Source organism: Luteolibacter sp. Y139, from assembly GCF_038066715.1.
GTDB classification, from domain to species: domain Bacteria; phylum Verrucomicrobiota; class Verrucomicrobiia; order Verrucomicrobiales; family Akkermansiaceae; genus Haloferula; species Haloferula soli.
In genome coordinates, this window is the sequence record NZ_JBBUKT010000001.1 from 478,580 (window position 1) to 498,964 (window position 20,385).

The window sequence follows — 20,385 nt, forward strand, 5'->3', positions numbered from 1 at the left end:
TCGGGATTCCCCGTAGCGGAAGGGCTGCGCCCTTCCGGCGGGGCCGGGCCACGAACCAAATCGCCGCTTGGCTTTCCAGTTCGGCCTGTCCCCGGCCGGAATGACGCAGTCACTCGCTGGCAACCCTACTTCGCCGCCGTAGCCGCCAGCGCGTCCACCCGCTGCTTGTAAGCCGCGCCGAAGCGATCGCCGGAACACAGATAGGCCCACGCATTGCGCCGGTTCTCATCCCCATCCCTGGACATGGCCAGCCACTCCCGCTCCTTCGCCGGGCGGATGACCTCACTCCGCCCCACGATCACCCGCACCGATTTCTCCGGCTTCGGGCTCACTTCCATCGGCAGGATCGCCTCCGTCTTGGCATTCGGCAGCACCCAGAACACGCGCAGGCCATCTTGGGCGAAGTAGCTGCTCCACCACGTCTCCACCATTGCCCTCGCCTCGCTCTGCAGCAGCCCCGTCGCGGTCAAGCCTGCGACCATCTCGCGATACACCGGCTCCACCATGCCCACGGTGAAATCCGGCGTCGCTTCCGAGAATCCGGAAGTCGGGATCTCCGCCGCTGCATCCGCGCGCAGCCCGTCCTTCATCACCTTCCAACGCGTGGTGCCACCGGTCTTTTCAAAGACAAAGGCGAACGGAATGTCACCGCCCGTCCGGTTCAGCAGGTGGATCGTATCATCATTGCTCACCGTCGTGGTCAGCCCGGGATCGAAGGCCCCGACCCCCCGGTAGAAAAGGAAGCCCTCGGTTTCCCCCTTGGCAGTGCGGATCACATTCGCCTCCGGAATCCTCGGGCGCATCCACTGGAATGACTCTGTCGGCTTGAAAAGGATCGCCTCCCGCGACTCCGCCGGCGAAAGCACCCGGCCCTGCCATTCGATCGAGCCCTTCCACGGCTTGGAAAAGTCCAGGTTCCAGTCGGCCATCGGCCGCGGCTTCTCCGGATCCACGGGTTTCGGGGGCACCGGCAGGGTTTCCCCGCCCGTGCGGTCGGGGTACCACTGGCTGATCGTCCCGCCGTTGAAGCCCACCTTCACCGAGACGTCGAAGGCCTCCTCGGAGTGGAAATAGATGACCGGCGTCTCCATTTTCACGGTGACACCCCGGACCGGGCGGTTGAGGCCCTTCATCCGGACGAAGATCGGCGTGTCTCCATGACGACGGGTCACCTCCTCGATGCCGCGCGGGATATTCCCGTTCTCCAGTCCCAGATGGGAGTAGCTGAACATCGGCAGCGACGCTTCCTCCCTTTCAAGGCCAGCGAGTAGCACGCCATCCGAACCGGCGACGGTGGTGAAGGTGCCCCACTCGTGGAGCGTGTAGGCCGACGCCGCGGAGGCGCTCAGCAACAGCAAGGCGGAGATTGTTTTCATAACACGTAACCATCAGCACGCCCGGCGACGGCAAACAAGCCCGCTCCGGCCGCTTTACGCCGAATTTACCGGGCGGGAAGGTCACTCCGGCCCGGAGAAAAGAATTTCCACTGCCCGCCGCGGGCTGATACCCATCGGCATCGTTCGCAAGGAAACCATGAAACGCACGCTCCGCTCCCTCATCGCCCTTTCCCTCGCTTTCGGCGGGATTTCCGCCGCGCAGCAGAGCGCCCGCCTCAAGATCGCCACCGTGGACATGTCCGCCCTGTTCATGGCCTACGGCCCCACCAAGGAAGCCAAGGCCAAGTTCGATGAGGAACAGAAGGGCGTCATCAAGCAGGTCGACGAACGCAAGGCCGCCCGCGACGACGCGAAGAAGGAGTTGGATACCTTGGAAAAGCAACTCGGCGACCCATCCATCGCAGACGCCAAGAAGCAGGCCCTCTACGCCGAGCGCCAAGCCAAGCAGCAGCAGGTGGAAGCCCTGCAACGCGAGGGCGAGGAATTCCTCCAGCGCAAGCAGCGCGCCATGAGCGAGCAAATGCAGCTCCGCATGAAGGACATTCTCGAAAAGATCCGCGCCCAAGTCCAGAAGCACGCCGAAGCCGAGGGCTACGACTACGTCCTCGATAAGACCGGTGCCAGCACCTCCCAGGTGCCCGTCCTCCTCTACACGAAGGACGCCACCGACATCACCGACGCGCTTCTCAAGGCTCTCGGCGCAGACGCACCCGCTCCTGCCAAGGACGGCAAGTAAGTAGCAGACGGGGGTCTCACCCCTCGGCCGTCATGCCCATGCCATTCAGCTGGGCATGACGAGGGATGCCAGCGATCAAAGCATCGCACGGTAATCCGCCAGCGCCCGATCATAGACCGCGTCCAGCGAGGCATCCGGCTCCAGCCGTGAACCCGCGGCCGGCTTGCAGAAATCGGCCTGCAATTTCGCGAGGTCGTGGCCACACGCATGCGCCGCCCGCAGGGCAGCACCGAGGCCCGCACCATTCGCAATCGCGAAGCGCTCGACCGGCGCCTGGAAAACATTCGCGATCAGCTGCGCGATGCCATTGCTCTGCGACGCCCCGCCGGTAAGCCGGATCAGGGACGCCTCCTCACCGATCCACTGGCTGTGCAGCTTCATGTTGAGGAACTGGCCTTCCAGCAGCGCACGGACCTGCACCGGTGCCGGATCTTCCGCGGGGAAATTGCGGACCGGCCCATCAAAGTCACGGCGCGGGGTGATCTCCGGGCCGAAGAATGGCAGCATCCGCTTGCCCTCGTTGCCCGCAGGCGTCTTCGCCAGGCCCTCTTGATCGAAGGCCGCCCAATCGAGTCCCAGCTGGTCGCGCAGCGCCTCACGGGCCAGCGAGCCATTGCGGAAACAGATCAGCGACATGAAGCCACCCGCCGGATTGCCAAAGACGTGACCGAAACCCTGCGGATCGGTCACCGCCTTCTCCATCGCCGCGAAGAAAGTATCCGAAGTGCCAAGCGAAATGACGATCGTGCCCGGCGCGGTCGCGCCCATGCCGACCAGCGAGGACGGATTGTCACCCGTGGAAAGCACCACCTGACAGCTACTAGACAGACCGTACTTGTGGACGAAGTAGCCCGACACCGGCCCGGCAATCGATGCCGAGGCGGCAGCCGCCGGCAGCTTCGCCCGCAGCCCCGGAGCCGTCGCATCCAACAGCGCATCATCCCAATCCAGCGTCTGCAGGTTGAGCAGGTTCATGCCCGCCCCGTCGCCGTGGTCGATCGCGATCGATTTGCCTGCCATCACCGAGCCGACAAACGAGCTGACCAGATGGATGACCGTCGTCTTATGATAAGCCGCCGGGTCCAGCTTGAAGAAGCGCCGGATCTGCGGCCCCGTGAAACGCTCGATCGCGATGGAACCGGAAATCCGGCATACCTCCGCATTCCCACCCACCGCCCCGGCAATCTCCGCGCACTCGGCACCCGTGGACGTGTCCATCCAGATCGGCGCCGTCGCCCGGGTCAGCGCCGGTGCAACTTGGCTCTCCAGCGATTCCGAGGCACTCAAGGCGGCAAGCCGCGCCTCCAGCGTGGCGTCGAAATAGACCGAGCCATGCTGCTGCCCGGAGCACGCCACGGCCGTGATTTGCGAAAGATCGAACCCATCCGCGAGCTTCTCGAACACCAGATCGAGCGCCTCCATCCACATCCGCGGGTCGGCATGCACCTCGCCCCCCTTGCCCCCCGGAATGAAGCCGCTGGGCGAGTTGTAGGTGGGCAAAGCCGCTCCGAAATTGACCGAGACTTCACGGACGATTTCGCCACGCGCGGGATCGATGACGAGGGCGGAAAGCGATTGGGTCGAGGAATCGAGACCGAGGAACATGGGACGAATTAACCGTTTCACCTCCACCACTGGCCAGCCCGAATCTCGGCATCACCGCCGTGATGGATTGTCGTGGATTGGCACTTGGCAGGCTCCTTTCCCGCTCCCACCCTCCGCGCATGGAGTCCCACGAATGGCGCGAACGCACCGAAGAAGGCCTGCGCTTTTGGCGCGCGTCCCGCCATGCCAACCGCTGGTCTTTCCAGACCACCCTCAAGACCGACCCCGACTGGCAACCGATCGACCCCGTGCCAAAGGAAGTCTGGGCAGAACTCCGCGACGTCCTCTGGCGCAAGTATCAGCGCAAGCGCTGCCCATGGGAATGGGTCGAGCAGATCGATAAGATCCTCGCTGAGGACGAATCCTGACTGCATCTCCGGCCCCCGCTTCCGAGCTCACCATGAGCTTCACCTACCAGCCGGTTTTCCGGGACTACCTGACCCTCAGCCGGCACGTGCTCTGGGCGCAACTGAAGCTCGCCATCATCCTCGGCGGAGTGGTGACACTGGGCGCCCTGATCCAGCCGTTTGCCGCTTGGTATCTGGTGAAACAGAGCAATCCTGAGGCACACATTGAGATCGGACTGATGAATGTCGCGATCCCCCTCCTCGCCCTTCTCTTCGCAGTCTCGATCCACGCCTCCATCAAGAAGCGCTGGAACAAGCTCGAAGCCCTGCGAGCCACTGTGGAATACGAGTTCGAAGACTTGGGCCTTAATGTCCGCTCAGGCCTCAACCGGAGCTTCATCGAGTGGAAGCAGTTCGCCCACACCGAGGTAACCAAGCACCACATCCTCCTGAAGACCGTTCCGGGTGCCTACTTCTACTTCCCAAAATTCGTCGTTCCAAATCTCGAGGAACTCCTGCGCTTCCTAGCCGGCAAGATTCCGGTGAAAGGAGCCTGAGTTTCACGGGATTACCAACGAACGCGGGCTCGACTGAGCGCGCGAGACGGGTAGATTGCCTGCATGAGCCATCCGGTGAAATTCATTACTGATGAGCACGGGGCACGCACCGGAGTCGTGATGGAAATCGCCGATTACGAGAACCTTCTCGAGGACCTCCACGATCTGGCCGCTATCGCCGATCGCCGGAGCGAGCCAACTATCCCGCACGAAGAGTTTCTCCAACAACTCCGCGCCGATGGCCTCTTATCGGATTGAGTGGCGAAAATCGACGGCGAAGGATCTGCGAAAACTTCCACCTGAAGTCGTCGGGCGCATCGTACGGGCAGTCGAATCGTTAAGCGACGAACCGCGACCCGCCGGATGCAAAAAGCTAAGCGGCAGCGATTTCGCCTATCGTCTCCGGGTGGGCGACTATCGTGTGGTCTACGAAGTTTTCGATGAGGTGATCCTCGTGGAAATCGTTCGCGTGGGTCACCGGAAGGATATTTACCGGGACTAGTTCCCTCACCATCCCGCCTTCCCCGACTCAAACCCCCGCTCATAACAAAGCGGCGCCCTCCCCTGGCTAAGCATCCCAGGCACCGGAGTCGTCGTATCGATCTCAATCAGCCGCTTGCCCTTCATCCGCGCCAACTCCGTGCGATGCCGGTGCAGCTCATTGCAGACCGTCTGATGCGAAGCCCCGATCGCCGTCGCGATCGTCTCCCAGGAAACCGCCGGCCCGCTATTCTCCTCATGGCGAATCCGATGGATCACAATCGTATCGATCTCCGGATCATCCAGCCAGTGCTCGAATGGCACCTCACAAGCCACCCCGCCATCAAGGTAACGCTTGTCCCCCACCCGCTGGATCCCGATCAGGCAAGGCACCGCGCAACTCGCCACAATCAGCTCCGCCAGCGGACCACTCCTCAGGATCTCCGTCCGATGCAGATCCGCGTCCGTCACCGCGATATCCATCACCGGTGACACCAGCGTGGAAAGATCCACCCCATCGAGAATGCCACGCAGCTTCTTCACCGCATGCTTCCCCGACAGCAACCCGGAAGACCAGAAGGACGTGCAAACCCCCGGCAAACGCAGGAAAGCCATCCAGTCGAAAAACGACCACCGCAGCCCCGAATCCAGCACCGCCGCCTTCAAATCCTCCCCGCGAATCCCCGCCGCATGTAGCGAGCCGGCCAAAGCCCCCGCCGAGGCCCCCGAAATCCGCGCCGGATGCAAACCCGCCTCCGCCAGCCCATTCAAAAACCCCGCATGCGCATAGTAGCCCAGGAATGAGGATCCGAGGGCGACAGCGAGACCGGGCGTGACAGGGTGCTCCATGGGCGGCGCGCGGAACGTAGGCATCCCCGCCGCCGTGGCGAGTTTTCAGTTTCCAGCGGGCACGCGGCAGGCGATGGTCCCGCCGCGATGTCGGCCACGGCGGTGAATTTCAAGATCGGGAACGAGAAGCTGGTCCGTGTCATGGACGCGGCCTCCGCCCACCTGCGCGGTCTTCTCGAAAAGCAGGGCCGCCCCGAAGGCGGGCTCCGCATCGCCGTCATCGGCGGCGGCTGCAGCGGCCTGCAGTATAAGATGGACCTCGTCGATGGCCCCCGCGACCGCGACATCATGGTCCCCAGCAACGGTGTGAACGTCGTCATCGACCCCAAGAGCGCCCTCTTCGTCAGCGGCAGCGAGCTCGATTGGTCGGACGATCTCCAGCAGGGCGGCTTCAAGGTCAGCAACCCGAACGCCGTCGTCACCTGCTCCTGCGGCGAAAGTTTCGCAGCCTGATGGACCCGTTCACAACCCTCGGCCTGGAGCCAAAACTGGCGATCTCCGAGGAGGAACTACGCGCCGCCTTCCGCGAAGCCGGAAAACGCGACCACCCCGACGCCGGCGGCACCGGCGAGGATTTCGCCAAGGTCCAGGAAGCCTTCGCCCAGCTCTCCCGCCCGTCCAAACGCCTCCGCGCCTGGCTGGCCGCGAAAAACCTCACCGGCGACGAACGCGGCGCCATCTCCCCCGGCCTCGTCGATCTCTTCGGAAAAGTCGGCACCGTCCTCCAGCAGGCCGACGCCGTCACCAAGCGCCGCGAGTCCGCCCTCAGCGCCCTCGCCAAGGCCATGCTGGAGCCCGCCGTCCAGCAAACCCGCGAGGCTTTGGAAGCCGCCTTGGACGACGTCGCCGCCTCCACCGCCGCCGAAGAAGCCCAGTTCCCCGCCATCGAGTCCGGCGCCGGCGACCCCTGGCGCACCGCCCGCGACCTCGCCTTCCTCGAAAAATGGCAAGCCGAGCTCAAATCCCGCTTCGCCGCCCTCTGGTAACTTCTCCCAAAGAATTTGCCTTGACGCTCCGGGTTACCCGGCCATTCTCCCCGCCCCGCGTAAGCAACCCCTTTCCTACCATGGCCCGAGTCTGCAGCATCCGAGGAAGCCGAGTCCGTTCCGGCGGCAAAATCAACCGTTCCGGTCTCGCCAAGAAAAAGGGCGGTATCGGCCGTCACGTCACCAAGGTCGTCAAGCGCCAGGTCGCTCCGAACCTTCAAACCAAGCGCATCTGGGTGCCCGAGCTGAATCGCTTCGTGCGCCTCACCCTGAGCGCCAAGGCCATCAAGACCATCAACAAGAATGGTGCCTACGTGACCCTGAAGGACGCAGGTCTCGTCTGAGATCAGGCTCCCAAATCATTTTTGCCAAAAGGCCCGGAGGAAACTCCGGGCCTTTTGCTTTTGCGGCCAGAGACGAGCCTCCCGACCTCGACCACCGTGCAAGACGCATAATATCACTTTTCTTCAGGAGCCGGTGAGACGTTCGGCGAGGGATGTCGATGAAGAGGGAGAATGGCAAACTCCTCCTGCTAACCCCCTCACCCTCCCCAGAAATGAAACCTGCTGATCGCGCCTGCGCGCTCGCCCTGTCGTTGCTCTGTGCCGGGACCACCCGCGCCGAGATCATCGCCGCCACCCACATCGACTGGACGAATTCCGGCCATGTCTCATCGACCGCCCAGAACCCGGTCGGCGGATTCAACTACGGCTACTATCCGGCAAACACGGGGACCAGCGGCCCATTTAGCACGGCCGGAATGTTCCCGGTCACCAATCCCTCCGGCCAATACTGGAATGGCTCGGACGGCGGCAATACCCCCGCCCAGAGCCAATTCGACATCCATCCCGGCTTGGGTGGCACTACGGTCGTCCGCCGCTACACCGTGGCCTCCGCGGGCGAGCCGCTGGTATCCGGTCCAGTGCGCGTGGTGGGACGCTTCTTTGAACTGAACAGCGGATTCACCCACGTCTTCGTCACGGCGGATCCCGATGGAGACGGTTCGGGCGAGCGCACCACCATCGTCCCTTCACAGGATCCCGTGCCCACGCCCTCGGTCGAGGTCACCATTCCCAAGCCCATACCCTTCGACGTGACACTCAATGTGTCGCCAGGCACGACCATCGACTTCGGTGCCTTGGGGATGGACGGCGCGAATTCCGACAGCACCGGTCTGGTGGCTTGGATCGTGAACGGCAACACGGCAGTCCCCACCAATCTCCTTTCAAGCCCGCTCGGTTCACCAAACTGGGCCTTCTTCAACGGCTACCAGGACTTCCGCGGACTCTGCTACGGCATGGCCACGGACGGAGTCACCGGCGATGCGGATCAAGCCACCTTCGAGCTGACCGGCGGTGGCTACCCCTACCAGTATGGGGGCCTCCTTTATCTCGAAAATGCCAATAGCGGAAAAGCCACCCGCTTCGACTCCACGCGGATCGACGTAACGGCCACCAACGACTTCGCTCAACCGCCGAGCCTCTACCTGCTCCGCCACAACTCCGATCCTGGCTCGATCAACCCGGTGGCGGACGATCGCTACGAGCGCCTGCCGGTACTCGCCGTGCGCCACGCCGCCAATGCCACCGGCCAGCCTTACTATACCTTCGACCTCACCACACTCCCGGTTTCGCAGCGCACCGGCTACGGCTTCGCGGTCTGCGGCTCCAGCCCTAACAGCTCCACCCCCATCCTCGTCTCGGAGATCTCCGCAGCGGCAACCCGCGTCTCTAACAGCGACGTGGTGCCCACCAAACCCTTCTTCGTCGAGTGGACGAATGGCCACCGCTACGGCATCTCCGCCACCCGCGGAGATTGGGAGCAGGTCCAGACCGAAGCCGCCAGCCTCGGCGGCTATCTGGTCAGCTTCGGCAGCACCCCGGGCCAGACCTTCAGCAACTCCGACGAGAACGACTTCGTCGCCCAGACCTTCCCCGATCCGGAAGGCTGGTACATCGGCCTGAAACAAATCTCCCCCGCCCCTGCCATGGAGCCCGCGCAGGGATGGCAGTGGGTCAGCGGCGAAAACCTCTCCTACACCCGCTGGCACCCCGGCGAACCGAACAACTACTTCGGCGCCGGCGAGGACTACGGCATGATGCTTCTGAACGTCAGCAGCACCGGCACTTGGCACGATACGAAAGTCGCCGGCTACCCCGAGACATCGAACTACCGCGGCATCATCGAGCTGCCCACCCTCGGCGCAGGCGAGCGGAACTTCTTCGTCTCCTCGATCCATGCCCGCTCGAACATCTTCGATGCAGGCCTGGCCAGCTCCACCCAAGGCGGCTCCCTCCCCCCTTCCATAAACCTCGCCGGCCTCGGCGGCAAAGTCCTACGTTTCCCGAAGATCCACGGCACCCTCAATACCGCCGCCGACTTCAGCGGCCCCGATGGCGCACACACCCCCGGCCGTTCCTGCGACCTCACCGCCGTCGGCGGCATCTCCGGCTACCTGAATGGCAACAACACACCGGCTCTCGTCGGCGTGTTCCTCGCAGGCACCCAGCCCGCATCTCCTCCCGCACGTCTGGATTTCTCCGCGAATCAGATCGGCGAAAACTTCACCACCCTCGCCCCCGCCCTCGGCCAGGTCTTCTTCATCGGCGACGGCATGACCGCTGCCGGTGCGCTCCAGCAATTCACCATCCCGGCCGGAGCGGAGAAGCTCTACTTCGGCTATCCGGATGGCAATGACGGCACCCTTTACCACGGCTCCCCGCTCGGCTGGGGCGACAATAGCGGCTCGATCTCCCTGCGCGCCACCATCGCTCCGGACCTCGTGCCCACCCTCGGCCTAACCTTTCCGATCACCGGCGGCCAGCTCCAGGTGAGCGGCGGCACCGCTCCCTTCACCTTCACCATTCTCTCCGGAGCCCTGCCTCCCGGCCTCACGCTTTCCAGCTCCGGCCCGACCGCCGGCCTGGTCACCGGCACCCCCGGAAATGGCCCCTACACCTTCACCGTGAAGGTCACGGACGCGAACGGCGCCACCGCCAATCGCACCTTCAGCGGCACGATCGAGAATCCCATCGCGGTTCCCAGCTCACTCGTCTCCTGGTGGTCCGCGGAGAGCACCCTCGCGGACATCATCGGCGGCAATCATGGCTCCATGAAGAACGGGCCTACCTCCCTCGGCTCGACCAATACCATCGGCCAAAACTACGGCCCCGGCAAAGTCGGCAGGGCCTTCGTCCTCGATGGCGTGAATGACTTCATCCAAGTCGCCCACGATCCCTCGCAGAACATCACCGGTGACATCACCATCGAAGGCTGGGTCAAGCCGACCGCCACCTCGGCAAGCGAGCCGACCATCATCAGCAAGCGCTCGTCGGACAATCTCGCCTGCTGCTACGTCCTCTATCTGAAGGCAGACGGCAGCCTCGCCTTCGCATCCCGGAATGGCGATTGGTCGAGCGTCTCCACCACCATACCCGTTCAGCTCAACCAGTGGAGCCACATCGCGGCCACCATCGGCAGCTCGCAGATCCGCCTCTACCTGAATGGCGTCCAAGCCTACGCCGGATCCTACACCGCCACTCGTCCGGCGGTCACCGGCATCCTCAGCATCGGCGCCACCATCACCGACACTTACACCGAGTCGAATCCCTCCGGCCCCTTCCCCGGCTCGATCGATGAACTTGCCCTCTACAGCCGCGCCTTGAGCGCTGCGGAAATCTCCGCGCTCCACCACGCCGGCACCGGCGGCAAAGCCCACCACGATGCCGCCCGCGACTTCTCGCTCACCGCGAATCCTGCGGGCGCCTGGAGCTATCGCCAGCAGCCAGCTGATGCCCTCAGCGGCACCTACAATCCGGCGGCTGCCACCTTGATGGGCGGACCTAACACCTCCGACCCGCTTTCCTATTGGTCGGCAAACGCCTCCATGACCTTGAATACCTTGGAGACCTACCACTACCGGGATAGCGGCGGCACGCGCTACGATTGGCTCGGTCGCCAGTTCGGCATGGGCCCGGGCTCGGGCGGCGAACGCCCCGTCCTGCGCTGGACCGCCCCCGTAACCGGACAATACGCGGTCTCCGGCAGCTTCGCCGGTGCGGACACCCGCCCCACCACCGTGGACGTCCATGTCTTCCACAATGCCACCGAACTGACGCCACCCGACAAGCGCTACGTGAACAGCTACCGCGGCGATGGCATTTCGCACACCCAGGTCGTCTCCGCCGCCGCGGGCGACACCGTCGACTTCATGATCGGCATCGGCAACGGCGACTGGACCTATGACAGCACCGCGGTCTCGGCTTCCGTTACGCTGCTGAATGTCACGCCGCTGCCACGGATCGCGGTGGAGCAACCGGAGGGCAGCGCCCTCGCTGACGGCAATAGCACCGTGACCTACGGAGCAGTGACTCTCGGTGCCTCGCTCACGAAGACAATCACACTGCGTAATACCGGCACCGCGCCTCTAGCAGGCCTGGCCGTCACGGTCGACGGCGCGAATGCATCGGAGTTCGCGGCTCCTCCTAGCCTGAGCTCCACCACCCTCGCACCGGGCGCCCCGCTTACCTTCAATGTGACCTTCACACCCACGGTCTCCGGTGCTCGCGCTGCCGTGCTTCACATCGTCAGCAATGACGGCCCGCGTAGCCCCTTCGACATCGCACTCAGCGGCTCCGGCTACTCCGCCGTCGGCAACAAGCTCTACGCATGGGGAGACAACGACAACGGCCAGATCGGCGATGGCACCAATGCCGACAAGCTCACACCGGTCGCGGTCATCATGACCGGAGCACTTGCCAGCCGACAGGTCACCCAGGTGTTTGCCACGGGTGAGCGCAGCCATGCGATCACCGCGGATGGCAAAGTCTACTCATGGGGATACAACGCCTCGGGCCAGCTCGGCGACGGCACCACGATCTATCGCAAGGAACCGGTCGCCGTGGACATGAGCGGAGCCTTGGCCGGCAAGGTGGTCACCACGCTTGCGCCAAGTCTCCAGCACACCTTGGCCCTGACGTCGGACGGCAAGGTCTACTCCTGGGGCGAGAACTTCACCGGCCAGCTCGGCCTCGGCGACACGACCGATCGCAGCACGCCGCAGCTCGTCCAAGGCGCCTTGGCCGGCAAGACCATCACAGTGATCTCCTGCAGCTTCGCCCATTCGTTCGCCCTGGCTTCGGATGGATCCCTCTATGCGTGGGGGAGCAACTACAACCGGATCCTCGGCGATGGCACCACCACCACCCGCCTCTCTCCGGTGGCGGTGAACACCGCTGGCACCTTGCTCGCCGGCAAGACCATCACCGCAATCAGCTGCGGCTACTATCACAACGTGGTGCTCACCAGCGACGGAAAGGTCTATGCCTGGGGATTCAATGGCAACGGCTACCTCGGCGACGGCACCACCACCGAGCGCTTCTCGCCGGTGGCCGTAAATGGCACCCTCACCGGCAAGACAGTGACGGCGATCTCGGGCAATGACTACCATCACCTGGCACTGACCAGTGACAACCAGCTCCACGCCTGGGGAGCCAATCTCTACGGCAACCTTGGAGACGGAACCAACATCGGTCGCTCCTCCCCGGTGCTCGTGAACACCAGCGGCGTGCTCGCCGGTAAGACCTTCGCGCAGATCTTCGCCGCCGGCGGAGCCTCGATGGTGCGGACCACCGATGGCAAGCTCTACACCTGGGGCATGGGCTCGGGTGGCCAGCATGGCAATGGGAATGAAGCAGACATCAACCTCCCCGCCGCGGTGGACATGAGCGGCGTGCTTGCCGGCCGAACCTTGGTTACGGCCAGCATGCAAGGCTATCACTCCCTCGTCATCGCCTACGCCCCGCCTGCTCCGGAAATCGTGGTCGAAAACGAGACCGGCACGACATTGGCCGCCAGCGAGGTCTATCGCCAGGACTTCGGCCCGGTCCAGCCGACCAAGCACAAGACCGCCGCGATCACGATCCGCAACACCGGCGACGACCTGCTCGGCAACATCGGTGCCACCATCGATGGCCTCGGCGCCGCCGACTTCAGCATCGTCAGCAGCAACAGCGGCACCACCCTCACTCCCGGTGGAACGCAGACGCTGACCATCACCTTCACTCCGACCACCCAGGGCGTGCGTGAAGCGACCCTCCACATCACCAGCAATGATGCGGATGAGCCAGCCTATGCGATCACCCTCACGGGAGTCGGCACCCAGCCCATCAGCGAGTGGCGCGAGCAGTACTTCGAGTCCACCGAAGACACCGGCAGTGCCGCAGACGACGCCGACCCCGACGGTGACGGCATCGAAAACCTGCTGGAGTACGCCACCGGAGCCGACCCCACCAAAAGCAGCACGGTTGAAACACCGGTTTCTCCACCGGTCGCCGGAATCATCGGCTTCACCTACACCCGGAACAAACTGGCAGCAGCCGACGTGATCTACACCGTCGAGTGGTCGGACACGCTCACGGGCCAATGGAGTTCGAATGGTATCAGCGAAACCGTGGTCGCTGACGATGGAACACTGGAAACCGTGGTGGCCACCCTCCCCGCTGGCTCGGAAGGAGCCCGGTTCGTCCACCTCAAGGTAACCCGCCCCTGATCCCCCGCGGGCAAGCGGCATCGGCGGGACTCTTTCCCGCCGCTTGCCGCTTGACGCCTGCCGGACGCATCGGTTTCTTCCCGCCCGCCATGCTCCATCAGGTGCTCAAATCCAAGCTTCACCGGGCAATGATCACTGCCGCCGACGTCGACTACGAAGGCAGCATCGAGATCCCCACCGACCTGATGGACGCCGTCGGCCTCTGGCCCGGTGAAAAGGTGCTCGTCGCCTCCATCACCACCGGCAACCGCCTCGAGACCTACGTCCAGCCCGGCATCCCCGGCACTGGCAATATCCTCATCAACGGCGGAGCCGCCCATCGTATTAAGAAAGGCGAACGAGTCGCCATCATGGCTTTTGGCCTCTCGGATGCTCCAGTCCTCGCCAAAAAGGTCGTCTTGGACGAAGAAAATCGCATTCTGCGCGACGGACGCTAAGCCCAAATCGTCAAGTTTTCGCTTTAAACACTACCGATCCCGTCATCCGACACGAAAGAGTCATTTTGTTTAAAATTATTTACTTGAGAAAACTTAACGAGTTTTTTGAATAGCGGACTTTTTTTGGGTCGCGCGAATGGCACTTTGCTGCTATGATCGCGCCGCTATGGCAACCACCACGAAACGCACCCGGTTTTCACGCCGGCTTCCTGATCACGTCACGGATGAACTCTGCAACGTCCTCGCGGAAGACAAGGTGTTTGGCTTCAATGACCTGTTCGAACGAGTGTTCGACAACCTCAAGGTCCGCAACGCCGTGAGCGGCGGCGAAGAGATGCTTCGCCTGCGCGCTTACGAGAAACTCCAGAACCTGGTTACCCGCGGCCTCGTCGAGAAAATCGGCAAGGAATACAAGGGCACCAAGCGTGTCCATGAGGCGTCGAGCGAGTACCTCGCCCAGCAGCAGGAAGATTGAGCCACGGGGGTGCCTCACCAGCACCCGTTGTTTGCCCTCCCTTTTGATAAAACCCGCGCCGCAACCCGGCGCGGGTTTTTTTTCTGTCCATGCCGCGCTCCGGCTCCTATCACCCGGGCCGGATGTCGTCCCAGTACCTTCCCGTTTTCATCCAGATCCTCGTGGCCATCGGCTTCGCGGCGGTCAGCCTCACCCTCAGCGTGGTGCTCGGCAAATCCGCTCGCCGCAATGCCACCAAGGACAGCGCCTACGAGTGCGGCATGCTTCCCATCGGCGACGGCGCCCCGCGCTTCTCGGTGAAGTTCTACCTGGTCGCGATGCTCTTCGTGATCTTCGACATCGAAGTGGTCTTCATGTACCCATGGGCCGTCCAGTTCCGCGACCTCGTCAGCGGTGGCAATGCCATCCCGCTGATCTCCATGGCAGCCTTCGCCGGCGTTCTCGCCGTGGCCTACGTCTATGCGCTCAAGAAGGGCGCTCTGACGTGGAAGAACTGATCGGGGCCGCCGCATCCGGCTTCCCCAGCGCCATCGCCGCAACCGCCGGAATCGGGATCGCCTGCCCGACCACGAAGTCTTCCAGCACCAGCTGGAGCCATTCGCGCGATGCCGTGATCGCCTCGATCACAATCGCGATCTTCCCGCCCTCCGCAGGCATGATGCGGTAGCGGTCGACGACGATGATGATCTCATCCGCCTCCCCGGTGAGCATCACCTGCACCAGCAGCATCTTCTCCTTGCTGCGGATCCGCAGCTCGGTGAGCTGGCCATAGCGTTCGATGCGGCCGGCGAGCATGCTTTTCGCCGCCCGCGAGGCGAGATTGTCCTTGAGCGCACCGAGCATGCTGAAACCTAGGGTTTTCCTGTGAGGGAAAGAAAGCCGCCACCGAGGCATCATTTTCGTCACATCGCCGCGATCGCGTAATGGCAGACCGGGGGAAAATCGGACATGCTCTGCGGCGTAAGGGATAGTTGCACAGCCCCCCATGCATTTGGGACACGGCCCTCGGACACTGGAACGGTTCCCCCCTCTAGTGTCCGGGGGCTTCCCATTTCGGGACCACGCGGCCGGCGGCAGAGCTGTTAGACGATCCTCCGCGATAGCGTAATATCAGCCGACCCGGAACAAGTGCACCCTGCACACGTCGGCTGGCAACACCCGGCACGGATTTTTCCCTCCCGCTCCTTCCGGGCAATTCCATCGGACACCGGTGCTCTCCCCAACGGTGTCCATCCAGGAATCTCCCGGAGGGCTCGACGAAAAAACGCCGCGCGGAATGGCGATTCCACGCGGCGTTTTCGTTTTGAGATTCGCAGGTCTTCAGACCTCGAACAGCGATGTCACCGACTGGCCGCCATTGATGCGGCGGATCGCCTCGCCCAGCAGTGGCGCGATGCCCACGGCCTGAACCTTATCGCCCGATGCCTGCGGCACCGAGTCGGTGGTGATGATTTCCTCGATCACCGATTTCTGGATCCGCTCACGCCCGAGGTCGCCGAGAACCGCATGCGACACGCAGGCGAAGATCCGGCGGGCACCGCTCTTGCCGAGAATCTCGGCGGCGGCGGTCAAGGTGCCGGCAGTCTCGGTCATGTCATCGATCAGGATCACGTCACGCCCTTCCACTTCACCGATCACATTCATCGCCTCCACGCGGGTGGCACTGATCCGGTGCTTGGCCACGATCGCCAGATCGACGCCGAGGGCATCCGCATACGCGCGAGCCATCTTCACTCCACCCACGTCAGGAGACACCACGCAGAGGTTCGAGGTATCCGGATGGCGCTCGCGCAGGTAGTGGATCAGCGCGGGCTTCGCGTAGAGATGATCCACCGGGATATCGAAGAAGCCTTGGATCTGCGGCGCATGCAGGTCCATCGTCAGCACCCGGCCGACGCCCGCGGAGGTGAGCAGGTTTGCCACCAGCTTCGCGGTGATCGGCACTCGCGGCTGGTCCTTGCGGTCCTGGCGGGCGTAGCCGAAGAAGGGCATCACGGCGGTGATCCGGCCGGCGCTCGCACGGCGGGCGGCATCCACCATGATCAGCAACTCCATGATGTTGTGATTCGTCGGCGGACAGCTCGGCTGGATGATGAAGACATCGTCCCCGCGGATGTTCTCGTTGATCTTGACGAAAGTTTCACCGTCCGGAAACGCCGTGACGTGGACATCGGCGAGCTTCGAGCCAAGGGTATCGGCGATGCGCTCGGCGAGCGCGCGGTGGGCGGTTCCACTGATCAGTTTCATGCGGGAGCGACGGGGCGGGCGCATCGTCCGCCGGTAGTGCCGCCTTCCTCAAGGCCAATTCCCGCCCCGCGGGGAATTACTTCGCTCCCTTGCCGAGCAACACGGCCGGAATCGTCTTCAGCAGGATCTTGAAATCCAGCCACAGCGACCAGTTGTCGATGTACTGAAGGTCCATTTCCACCCACTGCTCGAAGCTCGTGATCTTGTTCCGCCCGCCAGCCTGCCACTCGCAGGTGATGCCCGGCTTCACGCTCAGCCGGCGACGATGGGCCAGTTCCGAGAAGGCGGCCACCTCATAGAGCGGCAGCGGCCGCGGACCCACCAGGCTCATGTCGCCGGTCAGCACGTTGAGCAGCTGCGGCAGCTCGTCGATGCTCAGCTTCCGCAACCAGCCACCGAACGCGAAAATGCGCGGATCGCGGTCCAGCTTGAAAACCGGCCCGTCCATCTGGTTGCCATGCTCGGCCTTGATCTTCTCCAGCAGCGCCTCGGCATCCGGCACCATGGTACGGAATTTCCACATCCGGAAGGGCTTGCCGTAATGGCCCGCACGCTTCTGGCAGAAAAGGATCGGCGCTCCCGGGCTTGTCAGCCGGATCCCAATCGCCGCGATCAGCCACAGCGGCGAACTGCAAATGATCAGGAACAAGGCACCCAACCGGTCGAAGGCCTCCTTCGTCAACAGCTCCCAGCTCAGCTCCGGCGTCGAGCGCAGGACCAGCATCGGCTTGTTCCCGATCGAGTCGAAAACCGGCCGCGCGATCTGGGTGCGGATGAAGGACGCCGCGATCCATGCCTCCACGCCCTGCAGCTCGCAGGCCTCGACGGCTTGCGCCACCTTGTCGAAGGCCGTCCGCCGCGTCGCGAAAATCACCCGCTCCACGGTTTCCACCTTCAAAAGCTCATACAGATCCTCCACCGGCCGGGTGGAAAGATCGAAGCGCTCCACGATGTTCCAGCCACCGGTCGCTTCGGGGTCGAGTTCCTGGATCAGCTCGTCCAGATCCTCAACCGATCCCGCCAGCACCACCCGCTCGCGGCGGCCTTCGTCACGCTCCAGAATGACCATTCGCCTCCGCGTCACCCGGTCACGCAGCAGCAGCAGGAAACCCACGATCGGCGCGCCAATGCCCAAGATCAGGCGGCTCGCATCTTGCAGGCGGGAGAAAACCGAAATCAAACCCAGCACCAGCCCCATGATCGCCAGCGCCTTCGCGATCTGCTGGATCGCCTTGTGCCGGGATTTCCGCCGGACGTGCTCATAGAAACCGAAATGCTCCAGCACCAGCGGCGTGAACGGCACCGCGATGTAGAGCACCCAGCTCATGTCCGCCAGCATCGAACGCCCCCCCATCGGCTCCATCCCCACCAACCCGCGAATCGGATCGCGGAGGACCGATGCAATCCAGAACCCCAGCCAGACAAACGCAGCATCCAAGAGCTGCAGCGCTTGGACCGAGAAGGCCTGTTTGCGTCCGGTGGACATCGGCAATATGAGGAGAGGCGTGGGCGACTTCGGGCAGTCGCGCAGAGCTTGGCCGGACCAGCATTCCAAGGCAATCACGTAAACACGGCATCCCCCGCGACAGCTTCGTCACCCGCGCAGGCCATGCGGGAAAACACGCATGGCCGTGTCCCAGCCCCCGCTCACCCCAGCACGATTCTAGGGATTGCCATGCCGCCTTTCACCCCTACAGTCCCGCCCTCCAAATCATGAGCGAACCCAAGCACGTCGCTATCGTAGGCGCCACCGGAGCGGTCGGCGAGGAAATGCTACTCTGTCTCGAACAGCGGAATTTCCCCGTCGGTAAACTGACCTTGCTGGCCTCAGCCCGCTCGGCCGGCAAACGCATCCCGTTCCGCGGCGAAGACATCATCGTGCAGGAACTCACCCACGACAGCTTCGCCGGCGTGGACATCGCGCTGTTCTCGGCCGGCGGCGGCATCTCGAAGGAATTCGGCCCCTCCGCCGCAGCTGCCGGTGCCGTCGTGATCGACAACTCGTCCGCCTTCCGCATGGACGAGGGCGTCCCGCTCGTGGTGCCGGAGATCAATCCGGCCGCCGCGAAGGATCACCCGAAGGGCATCATCGCGAACCCGAACTGCACCACCATCATCTCGCTGATGGCGCTCGCGCCGCTGCACGAGAAGTTCGGCCTCAAGTCGATCATCGCCTCGTCCTACCAAGCCGTCTCCGGCTCGGGCGCGCAGGGCATCATCGAGCTGGAAGAGCAGGTCAAGGCGATCGCCACCGGCCAGCCCTTCGAGCCCAAGGTCTACCCCCGCCAGATCGCCTTCAATGTGATCCCGCAGGTCGATTCCTTCACCGACAACGGCTACACCAAGGAAGAGCTCAAGATGCTCAACGAAGGCCGCAAGATCCTCGGCCACGATGACCTCAAGGTCTCCTGCACCTGCGTCCGCGTCCCGGTCTATCGCTCGCACTCGGTCTCGATCACCGCAGTCTTCGAAAAGCCCGTCGACGTCGAATCCGCCCGTGCCGCCTACGAAGGCAAGCCCGGCGTCCAACTCGTCGATGATCCGGAAAACAAGGTCTTCCCGGTGCCACTCGACACCACCGGCAAGGACGACTGCCTCGTCGGCCGCATCCGCAAGAACCTCGTCCTCGACAACGCCCTCGACCTCTGGGTCGTCGGCGACCAGGTCCGCAAGGGTGCCGCGCTCAACGCCGTCCAGATCGCCGAAATTCTCTGATCATAGAGACCCCGCCAAGACGCCAAGTTCACCGAGGAAGGACTTCTTTCTTGAGTAACTTGGCGTCCTTTGCGTCTTGGCGGTGACATCATCGCCTTCTTCAACTCCGCCATGGATCTCAAAGCCTATCTCGCCGCCCGCGCCGCCGAAGTCGATGCCGCGCTCGATGCCTTCCTGCCGAAGGCCAAGGAGAAACCGGCCACGATCCATGCCGCGATGCGCTACACCGTCTTCGCCGGCGGCAAGCGCCTCCGTCCCATCCTCTGCCTCGCCGCCGCCGAAGCCTGTGGCGGCGATCCCGAAGCCGCCATCCCACCCGCCTGCGCCGTCGAAATCCTCCACACCTACTCGCTGGTCCACGATGACCTCCCGTGCATGGATGATGACGACCTGCGCCGTGGTCGCCCCACCTGCCACAAGGTCTACGGCGAAGGCATGGCCGTCCTCACCGGCGACGCCCTTCTAACAGAAGCCTTCCTCATTCTCGCGCAGACTCACCCCGCCAAGCGCTACCCCGTCGGCAGCTACGTCGCCGAACTCGCCCTCACCGGCGGCTCCACCAAGCTCATCGGCGGCCAGGTCATGGACCTCGAAGGCGAAGGCAAGAAGCTCACCAAGGCCCAGCTCGTCAAAATCCACGAGGCAAAGACCGCCGCGCTCCTGACGACCTCCATCCGCCTCGGCGCGATGACCGCCAACGCCACCGAGAAGCAACTCGAAGCGCTCAGCATCTTCGGCCGCGCCCTCGGCCTCGCCTTCCAGGTCATCGACGACATCCTCGACGTCACCGCCTCCACCGAAGTCCTCGGCAAGACCGCCGGCAAGGACGCCGCCGTCGAAAAGGCCACCTACCCCGCCATCCTCGGCCTCGAAAAATCTCGCAAGGAAGCCGCCAAGCTCACCACCGAAGCCATGGACGCCCTCCTCCCCTTCGGCAAAAAAGCCCAGCGCCTCCGCGAGATCGCAGAGTACCTGCTGAAGCGGGAGTATTGATCGGCCAGCTT

20 protein-coding genes are annotated in these 20,385 nt (G+C 63.6%); 14 read left to right on the forward strand and 6 right to left on the reverse strand.

Annotation, left to right across the window (positions count from 1 at the left end):
- Window positions 1–125: 125 nt before the first annotated feature.
- Window positions 126–1,376 (reverse strand): hypothetical protein, encoded by a 1,251-nt coding sequence (locus WKV53_RS02150; RefSeq protein ID WP_341402698.1) that lies wholly within the window; start codon window positions 1,374–1,376, stop codon window positions 126–128.
- A gap of 157 nt (window positions 1,377–1,533) precedes the next feature.
- Here WKV53_RS02150 and WKV53_RS02155 point away from each other — a divergent pair, with 157 nt between their 5' ends.
- Window positions 1,534–2,133, forward strand: a complete 600-nt coding sequence (locus WKV53_RS02155) for an OmpH/Skp family outer membrane protein (RefSeq protein WP_341402699.1) — start codon at window positions 1,534–1,536, stop codon at window positions 2,131–2,133.
- A gap of 75 nt (window positions 2,134–2,208) precedes the next feature.
- Here the strand turns inward: WKV53_RS02155 and WKV53_RS02160 are convergent, their stop codons facing one another.
- Window positions 2,209–3,738, reverse strand: a complete 1,530-nt coding sequence (locus WKV53_RS02160; protein WP_341402700.1) for a xylulokinase — start codon at window positions 3,736–3,738, stop codon at window positions 2,209–2,211.
- 119 nt (window positions 3,739–3,857) lie between these two features.
- Here WKV53_RS02160 and WKV53_RS02165 point away from each other — a divergent pair, with 119 nt between their 5' ends.
- From WKV53_RS02165 to WKV53_RS28600, 4 genes are all read left to right on the forward strand, one after another.
- Complete coding sequence (locus WKV53_RS02165; RefSeq protein ID WP_341402701.1) at window positions 3,858–4,106, forward strand: hypothetical protein; 249 nt, start codon at window positions 3,858–3,860, stop codon at window positions 4,104–4,106.
- Window positions 4,107–4,138: 32 nt separating this feature from the next.
- Window positions 4,139–4,642, forward strand: a complete 504-nt coding sequence (locus tag WKV53_RS02170) for a YcxB family protein (protein ID WP_341402702.1) — start codon at window positions 4,139–4,141, stop codon at window positions 4,640–4,642.
- A 63-nt stretch (window positions 4,643–4,705) separates the two neighbouring features.
- Window positions 4,706–4,900 (forward strand): hypothetical protein, encoded by a 195-nt coding sequence (locus tag WKV53_RS02175; RefSeq protein WP_341402703.1) that lies wholly within the window; start codon window positions 4,706–4,708, stop codon window positions 4,898–4,900.
- On the forward strand, window positions 4,881–5,144 hold the full coding sequence (locus tag WKV53_RS28600) for a type II toxin-antitoxin system RelE family toxin (protein ID WP_345789626.1): 264 nt from the start codon (window positions 4,881–4,883) through the stop codon (window positions 5,142–5,144). The genes WKV53_RS02175 and WKV53_RS28600 overlap by 20 nt, the downstream gene beginning before the upstream one ends.
- A 5-nt stretch (window positions 5,145–5,149) precedes the next feature.
- Here WKV53_RS28600 and WKV53_RS02180 read toward each other — a convergent pair whose 3' ends face one another.
- Entirely contained in the window at window positions 5,150–5,971 is an 822-nt protein-coding gene (locus tag WKV53_RS02180; protein ID WP_341402704.1) for a patatin-like phospholipase family protein, read from the reverse strand.
- Between the two features lie 87 nt (window positions 5,972–6,058).
- Between WKV53_RS02180 and WKV53_RS02185 the strand changes: the two genes are divergently transcribed.
- The 7 genes from WKV53_RS02185 to WKV53_RS02215 all read left to right on the forward strand — a co-directional run bounded on the left by WKV53_RS02185 (window position 6,059) and on the right by WKV53_RS02215 (window position 14,916).
- Window positions 6,059–6,424 carry a HesB/IscA family protein gene (locus WKV53_RS02185; RefSeq protein ID WP_341402705.1) on the forward strand — a complete coding sequence of 122 codons (366 nt, stop codon included), beginning with the start codon at window positions 6,059–6,061 and terminating at the stop codon, window positions 6,422–6,424.
- Window positions 6,424–6,957, forward strand: a complete 534-nt coding sequence (locus tag WKV53_RS02190; protein ID WP_341402706.1) for a DnaJ domain-containing protein — start codon at window positions 6,424–6,426, stop codon at window positions 6,955–6,957. Before WKV53_RS02185 ends, WKV53_RS02190 begins: the two co-directional genes overlap by 1 nt.
- Before the next feature lie 80 nt (window positions 6,958–7,037).
- The gene (rpmB, locus tag WKV53_RS02195) at window positions 7,038–7,301 is read left to right on the forward strand and encodes a 50S ribosomal protein L28 (protein ID WP_341402707.1); all 264 of its coding nucleotides are present in this window, start codon (window positions 7,038–7,040) and stop codon (window positions 7,299–7,301) included.
- 212 nt (window positions 7,302–7,513) lie between these two features.
- Entirely contained in the window at window positions 7,514–13,507 is a 5,994-nt protein-coding gene (locus WKV53_RS02200; RefSeq protein ID WP_341402708.1) for an RCC1 domain-containing protein, read from the forward strand.
- Between the two features lie 89 nt (window positions 13,508–13,596).
- Window positions 13,597–13,944 carry an aspartate 1-decarboxylase gene (locus tag WKV53_RS02205; RefSeq protein WP_341402709.1) on the forward strand — a complete coding sequence of 116 codons (348 nt, stop codon included), beginning with the start codon at window positions 13,597–13,599 and terminating at the stop codon, window positions 13,942–13,944.
- A gap of 166 nt (window positions 13,945–14,110) precedes the next feature.
- Entirely contained in the window at window positions 14,111–14,419 is a 309-nt protein-coding gene (locus WKV53_RS02210) for a hypothetical protein (protein ID WP_052573795.1), read from the forward strand.
- Window positions 14,420–14,508: 89 nt separating this feature from the next.
- The gene (locus WKV53_RS02215; RefSeq protein ID WP_341402710.1) at window positions 14,509–14,916 is read left to right on the forward strand and encodes an NADH-quinone oxidoreductase subunit A; all 408 of its coding nucleotides are present in this window, start codon (window positions 14,509–14,511) and stop codon (window positions 14,914–14,916) included.
- Here WKV53_RS02215 and WKV53_RS02220 read toward each other — a convergent pair.
- From WKV53_RS02220 to WKV53_RS02230, 3 genes are all read right to left on the reverse strand, one after another.
- Complete coding sequence (locus tag WKV53_RS02220; protein ID WP_341402711.1) at window positions 14,885–15,262, reverse strand: hypothetical protein; 378 nt, start codon at window positions 15,260–15,262, stop codon at window positions 14,885–14,887. The genes WKV53_RS02215 and WKV53_RS02220 overlap by 32 nt on opposite strands.
- 477 nt (window positions 15,263–15,739) lie before the next feature.
- Window positions 15,740–16,666, reverse strand: a complete 927-nt coding sequence (locus tag WKV53_RS02225) for a ribose-phosphate diphosphokinase (protein ID WP_341402712.1) — start codon at window positions 16,664–16,666, stop codon at window positions 15,740–15,742.
- Window positions 16,667–16,742: 76 nt separating this feature from the next.
- A complete protein-coding gene (locus tag WKV53_RS02230; RefSeq protein WP_341402713.1) occupies window positions 16,743–18,152 on the reverse strand; it encodes a sugar transferase in 1,410 nt (469 codons plus the stop codon).
- Window positions 18,153–18,379: 227 nt separating this feature from the next.
- Here WKV53_RS02230 and WKV53_RS02235 point away from each other — a divergent pair, with 227 nt between their 5' ends.
- Window positions 18,380–19,381 (forward strand): aspartate-semialdehyde dehydrogenase, encoded by a 1,002-nt coding sequence (locus WKV53_RS02235; protein WP_341402714.1) that lies wholly within the window; start codon window positions 18,380–18,382, stop codon window positions 19,379–19,381.
- A gap of 111 nt (window positions 19,382–19,492) precedes the next feature.
- On the forward strand, window positions 19,493–20,374 hold the full coding sequence (locus WKV53_RS02240) for a polyprenyl synthetase family protein (protein WP_341402715.1): 882 nt from the start codon (window positions 19,493–19,495) through the stop codon (window positions 20,372–20,374).
- Window positions 20,375–20,385 lie beyond the last annotated feature (11 nt).